The 15046-nt window shown below is 65.4% G+C and carries 12 protein-coding genes; 9 read left to right on the plus strand and 3 right to left on the minus strand.

Translation table 11 applies throughout. The features are described from left to right. The first annotated feature begins 388 nt into the window (after positions 1-388). Complete coding sequence (locus tag TSA1_RS35950; RefSeq protein ID WP_100181530.1) at positions 389-1357, plus strand: catechol 2,3-dioxygenase; 969 nt, start codon at positions 389-391, stop codon at positions 1355-1357. Positions 1358-1476: 119 nt separating this feature from the next. Here TSA1_RS35950 and TSA1_RS35955 read toward each other — a convergent pair whose 3' ends face one another. Both TSA1_RS35955 and TSA1_RS35960 read right to left on the minus strand, forming a co-directional pair. Continuing rightward, positions 1477-4995 (minus strand): molybdopterin cofactor-binding domain-containing protein, encoded by a 3519-nt coding sequence (locus TSA1_RS35955; RefSeq protein ID WP_100180450.1) that lies wholly within the window; start codon positions 4993-4995, stop codon positions 1477-1479. Next, the gene (locus TSA1_RS35960; protein ID WP_100180451.1) at positions 4995-5477 is read right to left on the minus strand and encodes a (2Fe-2S)-binding protein; all 483 of its coding nucleotides are present in this window, start codon (positions 5475-5477) and stop codon (positions 4995-4997) included. Before TSA1_RS35960 ends, TSA1_RS35955 begins: the two co-directional genes overlap by 1 nt. Positions 5478-5716: 239 nt before the next feature. Between TSA1_RS35960 and TSA1_RS35965 the strand changes: the two genes are divergently transcribed. From TSA1_RS35965 to TSA1_RS36000, 8 genes are all read left to right on the plus strand, one after another. Beyond that, complete coding sequence (locus tag TSA1_RS35965) at positions 5717-7174, plus strand: 6-hydroxynicotinate reductase (RefSeq protein ID WP_100180452.1); 1458 nt, start codon at positions 5717-5719, stop codon at positions 7172-7174. Next, positions 7171-8067 carry a UPF0280 family protein gene (locus tag TSA1_RS35970; RefSeq protein ID WP_100180453.1) on the plus strand — a complete coding sequence of 299 codons (897 nt, stop codon included), beginning with the start codon at positions 7171-7173 and terminating at the stop codon, positions 8065-8067. Before TSA1_RS35965 ends, TSA1_RS35970 begins: the two co-directional genes overlap by 4 nt. A gap of 15 nt (positions 8068-8082) precedes the next feature. Beyond that, positions 8083-8667, plus strand: coding sequence for an amino acid synthesis family protein (locus tag TSA1_RS35975; protein WP_024338309.1), 585 nt, complete (start codon positions 8083-8085; stop codon positions 8665-8667). 76 nt (positions 8668-8743) lie between these two features. Beyond that, complete coding sequence (locus TSA1_RS35980) at positions 8744-9946, plus strand: ABC transporter substrate-binding protein (protein WP_100180454.1); 1203 nt, start codon at positions 8744-8746, stop codon at positions 9944-9946. 195 nt (positions 9947-10141) lie between these two features. After that, a complete protein-coding gene (locus TSA1_RS35985) occupies positions 10142-12031 on the plus strand; it encodes an ABC transporter permease (RefSeq protein WP_100180455.1) in 1890 nt (629 codons plus the stop codon). Beyond that, positions 12028-12819 (plus strand): ABC transporter ATP-binding protein, encoded by a 792-nt coding sequence (locus TSA1_RS35990; RefSeq protein WP_100180456.1) that lies wholly within the window; start codon positions 12028-12030, stop codon positions 12817-12819. The genes TSA1_RS35985 and TSA1_RS35990 overlap by 4 nt, the downstream gene beginning before the upstream one ends. Further along, entirely contained in the window at positions 12816-13520 is a 705-nt protein-coding gene (locus TSA1_RS35995; RefSeq protein ID WP_100180457.1) for an ABC transporter ATP-binding protein, read from the plus strand. The genes TSA1_RS35990 and TSA1_RS35995 overlap by 4 nt, the downstream gene beginning before the upstream one ends. A gap of 26 nt (positions 13521-13546) precedes the next feature. Then, positions 13547-14014: a MarR family winged helix-turn-helix transcriptional regulator gene (locus TSA1_RS36000; RefSeq protein ID WP_100181531.1), complete on the plus strand. Its 468-nt coding sequence runs from the start codon at positions 13547-13549 to the stop codon at positions 14012-14014. 238 nt (positions 14015-14252) lie between these two features. Here the strand turns inward: TSA1_RS36000 and TSA1_RS36005 are convergent, their stop codons facing one another. Then, positions 14253-14942 (minus strand): hypothetical protein, encoded by a 690-nt coding sequence (locus tag TSA1_RS36005; protein ID WP_100180458.1) that lies wholly within the window; start codon positions 14940-14942, stop codon positions 14253-14255. Positions 14943-15046 lie beyond the last annotated feature (104 nt).

The following is a 15046-nucleotide window of genomic DNA, read 5'->3' on the forward strand; positions in this document are numbered from 1 at the left end:
GGGCCCGGCTGCACAAACGGTTAAACGGCAGCCGCGGCCGCTTCGTTAAATCCGCGACAATTCGGCCAATAGCTTTGTTCCGATGGCACGGTTTTGGGCAGAAAATGCAGGAAAATGCTGCAATTCCAGGGCGTTGGAGCCGCCGGCAGTTAAGGAATATTTTACCATCCGGCGAGGCTGGGCCCTCCGTTCGCAGGACATTGGTCTCGGCGTAGCCTCGTCCAGTTGAGGCAGAGTGTTTGATTTGTTGACGAGACCTAATCATTTGTACATTAGTACAAATGAAGGGGCGGCCTCGGTGCCGGCTTCGGATGTGTGAGCGCGTTGCGGCTCGGCGTCCGATGACGCGATCCGGCCTGAGGATCGCTTGCTGTGCCTGGAGGACATCATGCAGCCCGAACCGATCCTCGATCTCGCCCATCTCGGCCACATGGAGCTGCTGACGCCGAAGCCCGACGAGAGCCTGAAATTCTTCGTCGACGTCATGGGCATGACGGTCAGCGGCCAGAAGGGCGAGTCGGTATACTTGCGTGGCTGGGACGATTACGAGCGCTATTCGCTCAAGCTCACGGCGTCGAAGACCTCGGGCATGGAGCACATGGCCTTGCGCGCGCGCAGCCAGCAGGCGCTGGAGCGCCGTGTCGCGGCGCTGAAGGGATCCGGCTTCGATATCGGCTGGATCGACGGCGACATGGGGCAGGGCCCGACCTTCCGCTGCCGCGATCCCGATGGTCACATCGTCGAGCTCTATTACGAGACCGAATGGTATCAGGCGCCGCCGGAGCTTAGACCTGCGCTGAAGAACCAGGCGCAGCGCTTTCCTGCGCGCGGCGTCAACGTCCGGCGTCTCGACCATCTCAATTGCCTTGCCGTGGACATCAAGGCCAACCGCGAGTTCTTCGAGAACTATCTCGGCTGCCGGCTCACCGAGCAGATCGTGCTCAATGACGGCCGCGAAGCCGCGATGTGGCTGACCATGTCGAACAAGAGCTACGACTTCGCCTATTCGCTCGACCATTCCGGCGTGCCCGGCCGCTTTCACCACGTCACCTACGCGCTCGACAGCCGCGAGGAAATTTTGCGCGCGGCCGATATCTTCCTGGAGAACGGGATCCACATCGAGACCGGGCCGCACAAGCACGCGATCCAGCAGACTTTCTTCCTCTACGTCTACGAGCCCGGCGGCAACCGCGTCGAAGTCGCCAATGCCGGCGCGCGCCTCATTCTCGCGCCCGACTGGAAGCCGATCGTGTGGACCGAGGAGGAGCGCAAGAAGGGCCAGGCCTGGGGCTTGAAGACCATCGAATCCTTCCACACCCACGGCACGCCGCCGGTGGAAGTGAAGAAGCACGGCTAGTGTTTCGAGTCATTCCGGGGCGACGCGAAGCGGCGAGCCCGGAATCCATAACCCCGGCTGGCGATTATGGATTCCGGGCTCCCTCGCTACGCTCGGGCCCCGGAATGACGGAATGAACGTTAGTGCGCCGACGCCCGCGCGCGCGCGATCGTCTCGCGCACGCCGGTCCATGCCGGCTTGTCCGGCGCGAACTGCTTGCGCAGGAACGTGACCAGCTCCTCGACCTGCGCATCGCTCATGCTATTCCCAAACGCGGGCATGTAGCCGAGATCGCTCGACACGGGATGAGCGATCCCGTGCAGGATCACCTGCACGAGATTGTCCGATGTGGCGCTGTGCAGATTGCTGTTGAGCGCGAGCGAGGGACGGCTGCCGAACAGCGGCAGGCCGCCGACTTCGTGGCAGACGGCGCAGGCGCCCCGATAGAGCCGCGCGCCGGTGGAGGAGGCGACGGTGACTTGCGTCGCGCTTTCGAGTTTTGCCGCGAGCGCGGGTGCATCGGCGGCGGAGTCGTTGAAGGAATTGAGATAGACCGCCATCGCGCGGATGTCCTGGTCGGGCAAGGCTTTGAGGTCCCTGACGACAGGCGCCATTGGGCCGGCGGCGACGCCGTGATAGCGCGAATGGCCGGTGCGCAAATAGGCGAACAGCTCGTCCTCGCTCCACGGGATCGGCGCGTGCGAGAGCGAGGTCAGCGGCGGCGCTTCCCAGCCCTCGGCAAAACCGCCGGCGAGATAGGCATTGCGCTGCTCGGCGCCGAGCGCGTTGCGCGGCGAATGGCAGCCGCTGCAATGGCCGAGACCCTCGACGAGATAGGCGCCGCGATTCCAGGCATCCGATTTTGCGGGATCCGGCTTGAACTCCTTCGTGTCGTGGAACAGCGCATTCCAGCCTGCCAGAAGAGGACGCAGGTTGAACGGGAATGCGAGTTCGTTCGTCGGCGCCGTCGCGCGCACCGAAGGTTGCGCCATCAGATAGGCGTAGAGCGCCTGCATGTCGGCGTCGCCAGTCTTCGCAAAGTGCGTGTAAGGGAAGGCAGGGTAGAGCTGCCGCCCATCGCGGTGCAGGCCGTCGCGCATCGCGCGCTCGAAGGCGGGATAGGACCAGGCACCGATGCCGGTCTCGACATCGGGCGTGATGTTGGTCGAATAGATCATGCCGAACGGCGTCTCCAATGCGCGGCCACCGGCGTTGAGTACACCGCCAATGTTGGTGTGGCACTCCGCGCAATTGCCGAGTGCGGCAAGCTGTTGGCCGCGCGCGATCGTCGCCGCGGAATAGACCGAGGCATCGGGCCGCGCGATCGGCGCGATGGCGCGCCCTGGCAGTAGCGCCGCGCCGATGCCGATCGCGGCGGTGCAGACGGCCGCAATCGCCGCGAAGATGCCGGCGCGCTTGGCGAACGGGTTCTCCCAGATGCGGGACTGCGGCGATATGGACGCGGGCAAAGCCTTCGGCGTCGCCGGTGTCTCGCCGTGCAGGCCTTTCAGGATCCGCTCGGGCGTGAACGGCGGCTCGCGAAAGCGCACGCCGGTGGCATCGAAGATCGCATTCGCGATGGCCGCCGCGCTCGGCACCGAGGCGGACTCGCCGACGCCGAGCGGCGGCTGGTCCTGCCGCGGCAACATCAAGACGTCGATCTTGGGGACGTCGGGGAAGGGAATGATCGGATAGGCGCCCCATTCGCGCGCCACCACCGCACCGCGCTCGAACGAGACCTCCTCCATCAGCGCACGGCTGGTCGACTGGATGACGTTGCCGTGGATCTGGTGGCGCACGCCGTCCGGGTTGATCATCAATCCGGAGTCCTGCCCCGCGACCACGCGGGTGACGCTGACGTCGCCGGTCGTCTTGTTCACGGCAACGTCGGTGACCCAGGCCGACCACGCCGCGCCATAGCCCGGAAACTTGCTGTGGACATAGAGCGCATAGGCAAAGCCGCGCCCGTGCACGACCTCGCCGTCCTTCTCCTCGCGCACCGGGCGCGGGGTCCAGCCCGCACGTTCGGCGACCGCGTTGACGAGATCGACGGCGCGCGGGTCCTTCAGATAGCGCAGGCGGTATTCGATCGGGTCGACGCCGGCTTCAGTGGCGGCCTCGTCGATGTAGGATTCATGCGCAAAGGTGTTCGGCAGCGCCGAGACGCCGCGAAACCAGGAGGCCCGCACGATTGGTGCCATGTCGTGGGCGACGACACGCATGTGGTCGTAGTCGTAGGGCGGGATCGCGGTGCGGTCGCCCATCTGGAGCACGGCCGGCTCCGGTGAGATGCGACCGGTCAGCAGCAGCGCCAGCGTCGGCGCGGCGTTCGAGGGATAACGCGTGGCGAGATCGTAACCGGCAATGCCGCCGTCGGTATCGAGCCCGCCATTGACGTCGATGAGCTGCGCGGTGCCCTTGGGCTCCCAGGCGTGCTCCTGCTCGCGCGTCAGCTGCACGCGCACGGGGCGGCCGACCGCACGCGACAGCAGCAGGGCGTCCGCGGTGACGTCGTCGGCGCAGTTGCGGCCGTAGCAGCCGGCGGCCTCGAGCCGGATGACCTCGACCTCGCTCTCGGGACGCTCCACGAGCAGCGCGAGGTCGCTGCGCAGCACGTGCGGGTTCTGCGTGCCCGACCAGACGCGGATATTGCCGTCCTGGACGTCGGCAACGGCGCAGGACGGGCCGATCGAGGCATGCATCTGATACGGCCACACATAAGTACGCTGCATCGGCTTGGCCGCGCCTGAGATCGCCGCATCGACGTCGCCCTTGTCGATCAGCGTGCGCGGGGTCGACGGATTGGCGCGCAGCGCGGTTTCGACGTCGGAAAGATCGGTGAGGCTGGGCGTCGGCTTCCAGCTCACCTTGAGCTGCTCCGCCGCGCGGATCGCATTCTCCTCGCGCTCGGCGACGACTCCGACGAAGTCGCCAATGCGCACCACGGCGACGAGCCCCGGAATGTCGCGCACCGATGATTCATCGACCGCGATCAGGCTGGTGCCGACGAACGGGCCGGCATCGACGCCGGAATAGGGCGGCCGCACCACGCGGCCGTGCAGCATGCCAGGCACGCGGATGTCGTGGACGAAGGTCAATTCGCCCGTGGCCTTGGCCGGCAGATCGACGCGCGGGACCGACTGGCCGACAATGGCGTAGTCGCCGACAGCCTTGACGGTGACGTCGTCGGCAAGCTCGAGCCGGATGTCTTCGCCGCCGATCAGTTCGCCATAGCTGACACTGCGGTTGTCGTGCCCGCGCACGAGGCCGTCCTCGATCCTGAGATCGCCCTCCAGCTGCTCCAGCTGCTCCGCCGCGCGCGCGATGAGGAACTGCCGCGCCTGGGCCGCGGCCTTGCGCAGCGGGACTGCGGTGATCTGGATGGTTTCGCTGGCGATGGTCGCGCCCTGGTTCGGCACCAAGGCGGTGTCGCCGAGCACGATCACGACGCGCGCAAAGGACACGTCGAGCTCTTCGGCCACGATCTGGCCGAGCGCAGTGCGGATGCCGGTGCCGAGATCGACGTGGCCGTTATAGGCGGAGACCGAACCGTCCGCGGTGATGCGGATGAAGGTCTCGGATGTGACCTCGTCCGCGGTGCGGACGACGACGAGCGAACCGGATTGGCGCTCAGCTCCGTTCGAAACAGGGGAGGCCATCAGTCCGCGGCCTCGGCGAGCTGGCCCGATGCCCGCATCACGGCGCGCAGGATTTCGACGTGGGTGCCGCAACGGCAGAGATTGTAGCGCAGCGCCGACAGCGCCTCCTGTTCGGTCGGCTGCGGGTTGATCGCGAGCAGGGCCTTGGTGGTCATGATCATGCCGTTGAGGCAGTAGCCGCATTGCGCGGCTTGTTCGTCGATGAAGGCCTGCTGCACCACATCGGGTTTATCGCGCGTGCCGAGCCCTTCGAGCGTCACGATGTCGCGGCCGGCGCAACCGCCGACCGGAATCACACAGGAGCGCGCCGCGGCGCCGTCGATCAGGACAGTACAGGTGCCGCATTCGCCAAGGCCGCAGCCGTATTTCGGGCCGTTGAGCGCGAGATCGTTGCGCAGCACGTAGAGCAGCGGCGTCTGATGCTCTGCCGTGACCTCGTGGATCCTGCCGTTCACGGTGAAGCGGATCGGTGTTTGCGTCATCCCTCGTCCCAAGCCCGCATAAAATTCGACATCGCGACGATACCGTTTGTACACAAACGTGCAAGCCGCGCATGCCGCACTGCAGCGCGGTTGCCTTCTTTGTGGACAGCGCGGATAGGCAAATGAGGTTTTATGCGGCAGCTGTATCTTTTGCACTGCACCGCCGCTTGACAGTTCCGGGGATCAGCGCGCAACATCGTTCGTATACGAATGATAACCGCAAGTCCGCTGGCTCCGACATGACGACTGAAACGACGAGCGCCGTCATCGACAAGATCCGCTGCGATGCTTGCCCGGTGATGTGCTACATCAAGCCGGGTGCGGCGGGGGCCTGCGACCGCTACGCCAATCACGACGGCAAGCTCGTCCGCGTCGATCCACACGTGATCCTGGAGCGCACGGTCTCCCATGGCGGCAAGCTGGTCCCGTTCAGCCGGACGGAAGATTGGGACGGCAAGATCGTCCACGAGCCCTCGACCTTCGTGACCGCGATCGGTGCAGGCACCACCTATCCCGATTACAAGCCGGCGCCGTTCATCGTCTCTGCGGAGGTCGACGGCGTCGATATGGTGACAGTCGTCACCGAAGGCATCTTCTCCTATTGCGGCGTCAAGGTGAAGATCGACACCGACCGCTATCTCGGACCGGAGACCGCGACCGTGCGCGCGCAAGGCGAGGCGGTCGGCCATGTCACCACCAGCGAATACGGCTCGCAGATGCTGTCGCTCGGCGGCGTGCATCACCTGACCGGCGGCTCCAAGAAAGAGGGGCGCGTCACCTGCGACACGCTGATGGACCTCGCCAATTGCAAGGCGGTGGAACTGACCATCGACGGCGGCGCGAGCGTCGTGGTGCAGGCCGGACAGCCTCCGATCGTCAACGGCGTGAGGGAAGAGCGCATGCGCGTCGGCTGCGGCTCGGCGACGATCGGCATGTTCGCCAAGCAATGGCACGGCAAGGTCGACGAGGTCGTGGTCGTCGACGACCACATCACCGGCGTGCTCTCGGAGCATCAGGCCGGCAAGCTGCTCGACATCGCCGACACCGGCATCAAGATGAAGGGCCGGCGCTCGACGCCCGGCCGCTATTTCCAGGTCGCCGATCCCGGCACGGGCTGGGGCGGTACCAACATCTCCGATCCGCTGGCGATTCTCGGGCCCTTCGACAAGAAGGAAGCCAAGGCTGGGCTGACCATGCTGATGGTCTCCACCACCGGCGAGCATTCGTCCTATTACGTGCTCGATGAGGCCCTGAACCCGGTCGAGACCGAGATGCCGGCCGACCTGAAGTTCTCGGTCGAACGCATCCAGGAAAATTGCGAGCCGGCGCTGTGCACGGTTCTGTTCATGGCGGGCGCGGGTGGTTCGTTGCGCGCCGGTGTCACCGACAATCCGGTGCGTTTGACCCGCTCGGTGAAGGACGCACTGACCCGCGTCACCAGCGGCGGCGCGCCGGTCTATGTCTGGCCCGGCGGCGGCATCACCTACATGGTCGATGTCACGCAGATGCCGGCAGGCGCGTTTGGCTATGTGCCGACGCCGGCGCTGGTCGCGCCGATCGAGTTCACGATGAAGCTGTCCGACTACGCCGCGCTCGGCGGTCACATGGATCATGTGAAGCCGTTGTCCGAAGTGCAGAACGGTGAGGATATCAGGCAGTTGCCCTGGCAGAACCCGATTCCGGGACCGCGGACATGACAAGGCTCCCGCAAATCGCATTGCTGTCTGATGGTCGGCGGCTGCATTTGCAGGACGGGCCGATTGATCTGATCATCGAGGCGAGGGGGCGTGCGGACGCGGTGCGTGCGGCTTACGAGGCTGCGGCGCAGCGGTTCAACGGGTTGCTCGACGAGCTCTGTGCGGAGCTGCCGGCGCTTCGGGCGGCTGCTGAGGAGCGGACCTCGCTACAGGGCGTGGTGGCGCGCAGGATGCACGCCGCGGTCGCGCCCTTTGCCGCTGACGGTTTCATCACGCCGATGGCTGCCGTTGCCGGCAGCGTGGCGGAGGAAATTCTCGTCGCCATGCTGGGCGCTGCGACACTGGATCAGGCTTATGTCAACAATGGCGGCGACATCGCGCTTCATCTGGGCGGAGGCGAGCATTTTTCGATCGGTCTGATGGATCGCCCCGATCGTGACGGTGTGATGCGCGCCATGAGGGTCGATGCGGACGATCCGGTGCGGGGCATCGCGACCAGCGGACGCCACGGCCGCAGCTTTTCGCTCGGGATTGCCGACGCGGTGACGGTGCTGGCCGCGACCGCGTCACGGGCTGATGCCGCGGCGACGGTCATCGCCAACGCCGTCGATCTGCCGGGGCATCCCGCCATCGTCAGGCAGCCCGCCTGCGAGCTTCAGCCCGATAGCGATCTCGGCGCGCGCCTTGTCACCCGACATGTCGGCGAACTGTCACGGGACGAGATCGCGGCCGCCCTCGAATCTGGCGCGGAATGTGCACGTCGATTGTTCGATCGCGGATTGATTGAGGATGCGGTGCTGCGGCTTTGTGGTGATATGCTTGTCGTCGGAGCTAAGGATATAGAAGAGCAACGAACGCGCCCGCGTCTGCTGGAGAGCGCGGTCGGTGCCTGAACAGGGAAGCGAGACATGAGCGCGATCATCCGCAAGATCGTCACCGTCGTCGAAGAGACGCAGATGGAGATGGGCCGCCAGGTCTCGCCGCCGACCCGGCGCGCTGCCGCCATCGCCGTCATCGAAAATCCCTTTGCCGGGAAATATGTCGAGGACCTCTCGCCGCTGATCGCGATCGGCGAGGAGCTCGGCGAGCTCCTGTCGAAGCGTGCGGTGGCCGCGCTTGGCATCGACGGCGCCAAGGCGCAGAGCTATGGCAAGGCCGCGGCCGTCGGCGAGAACGGCGAATTGGAACATGCCGCCGCGATCCTGCATCCGAAAATGGGCGCGCCGGTACGCAAGGTTCTGGGTAAGGGCGCGGCGCTGATCCCGTCGTCGAAGAAGCGCAGCGGGCCGGGCACGACGCTCGACATTCCGCTGGGGCACAAGGACGCCGCCTTCGTGCGTAGCCATTTTGATGGCATGGAGGTGCAGATCAACGACGCGCCGCGCGCCAACGAGATCATGGTCGCGGTCGCCGTTACCGACAGCGGCCGGCCGCTGCCGCGCGTCGGCGGGCTGACGGTCGCGGAGATCAAGGGCGAAGACGGTCTGAGATAGGTTTGAACCGGGGAGGCGGACACAGCTTCCCCGACAAGACACGCTGAAGACGTAGAGTTCAAAACTGGAGGTTGGGATGCGAGCGAGAGACTATTTTGTGGGCGCGGCCTTCGCGCTTCTGGCGGGCGGCATGGCTCAGTCGGCCCTGGCGCAGGACATCAAGATCGGCGAGATCAACAGCTACTCGCTGCTGCCGGCCTTCACCGAGCCCTATCGCAAGGGATGGCAGCTCGCGGTCGAGGAGGTCAACGCGGCCGGCGGCATCAACGGCAAGAAGCTCGTCGTCGTCTCCAAGGACGATGGCGGCAAGCCGGCCGATGCGCAGACCGCAGCCAATGAGCTGGTGTCGAGCGAGGGCGTTGCGATGCTCGCGGGCACGTTCCTGTCGAACATCGGTCTTGCCGTCAGCGACTTCGCCAACCAGAAGAAGGTGTTCTTCCTCGCGGCCGAGCCGCTGACGGACGCCATCACCTGGTCGAAGGGCAACAAATACACCTTCCGCCTGCGTCCCTCGAACTACATGCAGGCCGCGATGCTGGTCGAGGCCGCCGCCAAGCTGCCCGCCAAGCGCTGGGCGACGATCGCGCCGAACTATGAATACGGCCAGTCGGCGGTCGCGGTGTTCAAGAAGCTGATGTCCGAGAAGCGTCCTGATATCCAGTGGGTGGACGAACAATGGCCGCCGCAGGGCAAGATCGACGCGGGCCCAGTGGTGCAGGCGGTTGCCGCCGCGAACCCGGAAGCTATCCTCAACGTCACTTTCGGCGCCGATCTCGTCAAGCTCGTGCGCGAGGGTAACACCCGCGGCCTGTTCAAGGGACGCGAGGTCGTCTCGTTCCTGACCGGCGAGCCGGAATATCTCGACCCGCTCAAGGACGAGACGCCCGAGGGCTGGATCGTCACCGGCTATCCCTGGTACTCGATCAAGACCCCGGAGCACGATGCGTTCCTGAAGGCCTACCAGGCCAAGTACAACGACTATCCGCGCCTCGGCTCGATCGTCGGCTACCAGACCATCAAGTCGGCGGCTGCCATCCTGGCGAAAGCCGGCTCGAGCGATCCGGAGAAGCTGATCGCTGCGGCGGAAGGCCTCTCGGTGCCGTCTCCGTTCGGTGAGATCACCTTCCGCAAGATCGACCACCAATCGACGCTTGGCGCGTATGTCGGCAAGACCGCGCTGAAGGACGGCAAGGGCGTGATGGTGGATTCGTCCTACAAGAAGGGTTCGGACTATCTGCCTGGCGATGCCGAAGTCGAGAAGATGCGTCCGAAGGATTGATCGCTTCCTTCTCCCTCGCCCCGCTTGCGGGGAGAGGGTTCGGGTGAGGGGGAGCCTCCGCGAGGGAGGTGACAGACGACTCGCGGAGACTCCCCCTCACCCGAATTGCTCCGCAATTCGACCTCTCCCCGCAAGCGGGGAGAGGTGAACCAGGACCCGCGTGCCGCGGCATGCAGCACCTAACCCGGACCGCCGATGGCCTTTTACGTCGTACAGTTTCTGACCGGTCTCGCCAGCGCGGCGTCGCTGTTCCTGGTGGCCTCGGGCCTGTCGATCATCTTCGGCGTGACGCGGATCGTGAACTTCGCGCACGGCGCCTTCTACATGATCGGCGCCTACATCGCCTTCACGCTGACCGAGCGGCTTTCAGGCGCGTTTGGCTTCTGGGGCAGCATCGTGCTGGCCGCGCTCGCGGTGGCGCTGATCGGCGTCCTGGTCGAGATGGTGCTGCTCCGCAGGATCTATCACGCACCCGAGCTGTTCCAGCTGCTCGCGACCTTCGGCCTGACCCTGATGGTCGAGGACCTCGTGGTGCTGATCTGGGGGCCTGACGATCTCGTCGGCCGCCGCGCACCGGGCTTCAAGGGCGCGGTGGATTTCTTCGGCCAGAACATCCCGAGCTACGATCTGTTCCTGATCGCGCTCGGCCCCGTCGTGCTCGGCATCCTCTGGCTCTTGTTTCAACGCACGCGCTGGGGCGTGCTGGTGCGCGCGGCGACGCAGGACCGCGACATGGTCGCAGCGCTCGGCGTCAACCAGAAATGGCTGTTCACATCGGTGTTCGCGGTCGGCGTCTTCCTCGCGGCGCTCGGCGGCGCGCTGCAAATCCCGCGTGACGCGGTGCATCACGCCATGGATCTGCGCATCATCGTCGAGGTCTTCGTCGTGGTCGTGATCGGCGGCCTCGGCAGCATCGTCGGCGCCTTCGTCGCGGCGGTGCTGGTGTCCGAGCTCAATGCCTTCGGCATCCTGATCTTTCCGAAGATTTCCATCATCCTGGTCTTCCTGGTGATGGCGGTGGTGCTGATCGTCCGTCCCTGGGGGCTGTTCGGCAAGCCCGAGGCGGCCGCGCGCAAGACGCCGGGCCTCACTGTCAATCCCTGGCGGCCGTTGACGTCGAACGAGCGCCTCGCTTCGCTGGCGGCCCTCGTCGTCGCGGCGATGCTGCCGCTGTTCGCCGGCAATTACGCGCTGACGGTCGGCTCGGAGATCGCGATCTTCGTGATCTTCGCCGTCTCCTTGCACTTCCTGATGTCGGTCGGCGGGCTCGCGTCCTTTGGCCATGCCGCCTATTTCGGCCTCGGCGCCTACGGCGTCGCCTTCCTTGCCAAGATGGCGGGGCTGCCGATGATCGTCTGCCTGCTGCTCGGGCCGCTGCTCGGCTGCATGGGCGCCGCCGTGTTCGGCTTCTTCGCCGTTCAGCTCTCCGGTGTCTACTTTGCCATGCTGACGCTCGCCTTCGCACAGATCGTCTGGTCGATCGCGTTCCAATGGGTGAGCGTCACCGGCGGGGACAACGGCATCTTGGGTATCTGGCCGGAGAAATGGGCGGCGAGCCCGTCGCACTTCTATTGGCTGGCGCTCGGCGTTGCGGCACTGGTGACCATCGCGCTGCGGGCCATGGTGTTCTCGCCATTCGGCTACGCGCTACGGGCCACGCGCGACTCGCTTCTGCGTAGCGAAGCGATCGGCATCAACGCCAAGCGCATCCAGTGGACAGCCTTCGTGATCGCAGGCACGACCGCCGGCATTGGCGGCGCGCTGTTCGCGTATCTGAAGGGCAGCGTCTTCCCCGACAATCTCGGTATCTCGCTCTCCGTCGATGCACTGGTCATGGTGCTGCTCGGCGGCGTGGAGACGGTGTCGGGCGCGGTGGTCGGCGCCATCGTCTACAAGGCGCTGAACATCTGGCTGGTCAGCCAGACCGATCTGTCGAAGCTCGTGCTCGGCGGCTTCATCATGCTGATCGTCGTCGTCTTCCCCAAGGGCATCGTCGGCGTGCTGGAGATGCTGGCGCAGCGCCGGCGAAAGGCATCGCCGCCGGGATCACCTCTGATTGCCAAGCCGATCGAGTCTGCCGAATGAGCGTCGCATCTCCACTTCTCGCGGTCGAAGGCCTGACCAAATCCTATGGCGGCATCCACGCCGTCCGCGGCGTGTCGTTCTCGCTGCGCGCCGGTGAGATCCTCGCACTGATCGGTCCGAACGGCGCGGGCAAGAGCACCTGCTTCGACATGCTCAACGGCCAGAACAAGCCCGATACCGGCCACGTTCGCCTGCTCGGCGAGGAGATCACCGGCAGGAAGCCGCGCGAGATCTGGCGCATGGGCGTCGGGCGCACGTTCCAGATCACTGCGACCTTCGCCACCATGACCGTGCGCGAGAACGTGCAGGTCGCGCTGATCTCGCATGGCAAGCAGCTGTTCAATCTGTTCGGCTCGGCGCCGAAATTCGACCGCGCCGAGGCCGGCCGTCTGCTCGAGCTGGTCGGCATGGGCGGCTACGCGGACCGTCCCTGCGGCGAGCTAGCCTATGGCGACCTCAAGCGGCTCGAGCTTGCGGTTGCGCTCGCCAATCAGCCGAAGCTGCTGCTGATGGACGAGCCGACCGCCGGCATGGCGCCGCGCGAGCGCGTCGACCTGATGCGGCTCACCGCGCAGATCGCGCGGGAGAAGTCGATCGGCGTGCTCTTCACCGAGCACGACATGGACGTGGTGTTCGAGCATGCCGACCGCATCATCGTGCTCAACCGCGGCACGCTGATCGCCGAGGGCACGCCGGCCGAGGTGCGCGGCAATCCGCAGGTCCAGGCGGTCTATCTCGGCGAAGGCCTCGTCTACGATGCCCGCCATCGCGAGGGAGCATCAGTGTGAAGCTGACTGTCGAGGGCCTCAACAGCCATTACGGCCCGGCGCATATCCTGTTCGACATCGGCTTCGAGGTCGGCGAGGGCGAGGTGGTGGCGCTGCTCGGCCGCAACGGCGCGGGCAAGTCGACCACGTTCCGCTCGATCGTCGGCCTCGTGGCGCAGCGCTCCGGCCGCATCACGTTCGAGGGCAAGGACGTCTCGGCAAAGCCGACGCACGAGATCGTCCGCGAGGGCCTCGGCTACGTGCCGGAGGAGCGGCGTATCTTCACCGATCTCACGGTCGAGGAAAATCTCGAAGTCGGCAAGCAGCCCAAGCGTCCGAACGCGCCATACTGGACCCGCGAAAAACTGTTCGCGCTGTTTCCAAATCTCGGCGAGATGAAGAACCGTCCGGGCGGCCGCATGAGCGGCGGCGAGCAGCAGATGCTTACCATTGCCCGCACGTTGATGGGCAATCCGTCGCTGGTGTTGCTCGACGAGCCGTCGGAAGGCCTGTCACCGAAGATCGTGGAGCAGATGGTCGATGCCATCCTGACCATGAAGAAGGAGGGCGTCAGCATCGTCGTCTCCGAGCAGAATCTGCATTTCGCGCGGTTGATCTCGGATCGCGCCTACATCATCGAGCGTGGCCGCATCTGCTTCGGGGGCACCATGGCCGAGCTCGACGCGCGTCCGGATATCCGCGACGCGCATCTGTCGTTGTGAAGGCGAAGGGAAGGGGCGGCGAGCGGATGGCGAGAAGCGTCACGGCGAAGAAGAGCATCAAATCGGCAAAATCGTTGCAGAAGCCGCCTTACGTGCTCGACGAGCAGGTCGGCTTCATCCTGCGTCAGGTCTGGCAGCGCCACAGCTCGATCTTCTCCCGTGATATCGGCACCAATCTGACTCCGACGCAATGGGCGGCGCTGTCGAAGCTCGCCGAGACAGGTGCGTGCTCGCAGAACCAGCTCGGCCGGCTCACGGCAATGGACGTTGCGACCATCAAGGGGGTGATCGACCGCCTGACGGCGCGGGGCCTCACCGAGACCAGCCAGGATCCCGAGGACGGACGGCGGCTTCTGGTGAGCCTCACGCGCGCCGGTCAACAGCTCGCGGAAAAGCTTGCCCCGAATGCACTCGCCATCACGCGCGAGACGCTGGCGCCGCTCGACGCCAAGGAGCGCGAGACATTGATGGCGCTGCTGAACAAGCTAAGGTGACGGTGCCGTCGAGGGCGGTGCCGTAGCGGTGCAGTCGGGTGGGCAAAGCGAAGCGTGCCCACCATCTTTCTCGGTCAGGAAGAGATCGTGCGCACGGCGCTTCGCGCCTTTGCCCACCCCACGGCAGTTGAACAAGGCGCGGGGACTGGCGACTGATATCGATGAAGACGGTGTGGTCGGCTACCTAAGCGCCAGACCTATATGCGCTGCGAAATCGGAAGATTGTTAATCCCAGCGCTCACGACTTGCCTGGCCATTTGGCGCGGTAGCGGATCTCGCTGCCGTCGCCGATCCGCCGCCACGTGCCGAACTCCGGCGTATGCGGCGCCCGGGCCGTCAAGTCGATCGGATAGGTTCGGCTCGGCTGGCCCTGGATGGTGACGGCGAGCTGCCGGTGCGAGGTTCGAAACGCCAGCTCGACTTCGCCAGCGATCACGGCCTGGTCGCCGTCGCGATGGAACGCGGCGGGGGTCACTTCGCCCGGCATGGTGTTGAGGTCGGTCTGCAATTCGATGGTGATGCCCTGGGTCGACGTCGGCACCGTGACGCCGGCGGGAAAACGGACTTCGAACACAAGCAGGGGATTGGCGCCGTTCCGGTTGAGCCAGGGCGTCGCAGTCGCATAGGCGTATGCAATGTAGATCCCGATACCTGCAACACAGAGCAGGGCGACGATTCCGAGCGACTTCAGGCTGTTGCGCGCGACGCTGCCATTGCTGGTGGCCTTGTCGGAGCGTCCCATCAGCCAGTTGACGAGCACCGCGCCGGCGATCGCGCCGATGGGGGAATAGACGAACAGTCCCAGCAGCCCCGATGTGATGGGGTCGGCCCGGTTGCCGAAATCGAACAAGGACAACAGCACGAAAGTGGCGACGTAGCCCGTCACCGCGCCGACAACGCCGACGGCTATCCGTGATGAATTCTTCATGTCTCCTCGATGGTCCAGCAATGAACTGCCGCCGCCGAGGGCTGCCTGCGTTAGACGCAGCAGGCCGCAGACTTGTTCAACGCCATCGAGGGGCGATGCGGAGC

This window comes from Bradyrhizobium nitroreducens (assembly GCF_002776695.1).
Lineage (GTDB): Bacteria > Pseudomonadota > Alphaproteobacteria > Rhizobiales > Xanthobacteraceae > Bradyrhizobium > Bradyrhizobium nitroreducens.

Coding starts and splice junctions, on each gene's coding strand:
- TSA1_RS35950 (WP_100181530.1), top strand. CDS start 389: ATGCAGCCCGAACCGATCCTCGATCTCGCCCATCTCGGCCACATGGAG.
- TSA1_RS35955 (WP_100180450.1), bottom strand. CDS start 4,995: ATGGCCTCCCCTGTTTCGAACGGAGCTGAGCGCCAATCCGGTTCGCTC.
- TSA1_RS35960 (WP_100180451.1), bottom strand. CDS start 5,477: ATGACGCAAACACCGATCCGCTTCACCGTGAACGGCAGGATCCACGAG.
- TSA1_RS35965 (WP_100180452.1), top strand. CDS start 5,717: ATGACGACTGAAACGACGAGCGCCGTCATCGACAAGATCCGCTGCGAT.
- TSA1_RS35970 (WP_100180453.1), top strand. CDS start 7,171: ATGACAAGGCTCCCGCAAATCGCATTGCTGTCTGATGGTCGGCGGCTG.
- TSA1_RS35975 (WP_024338309.1), top strand. CDS start 8,083: ATGAGCGCGATCATCCGCAAGATCGTCACCGTCGTCGAAGAGACGCAG.
- TSA1_RS35980 (WP_100180454.1), top strand. CDS start 8,744: ATGCGAGCGAGAGACTATTTTGTGGGCGCGGCCTTCGCGCTTCTGGCG.
- TSA1_RS35985 (WP_100180455.1), top strand. CDS start 10,142: ATGGCCTTTTACGTCGTACAGTTTCTGACCGGTCTCGCCAGCGCGGCG.
- TSA1_RS35990 (WP_100180456.1), top strand. CDS start 12,028: ATGAGCGTCGCATCTCCACTTCTCGCGGTCGAAGGCCTGACCAAATCC.
- TSA1_RS36000 (WP_100181531.1), top strand. CDS start 13,547: ATGGCGAGAAGCGTCACGGCGAAGAAGAGCATCAAATCGGCAAAATCG.
- TSA1_RS36005 (WP_100180458.1), bottom strand. CDS start 14,942: ATGAAGAATTCATCACGGATAGCCGTCGGCGTTGTCGGCGCGGTGACG.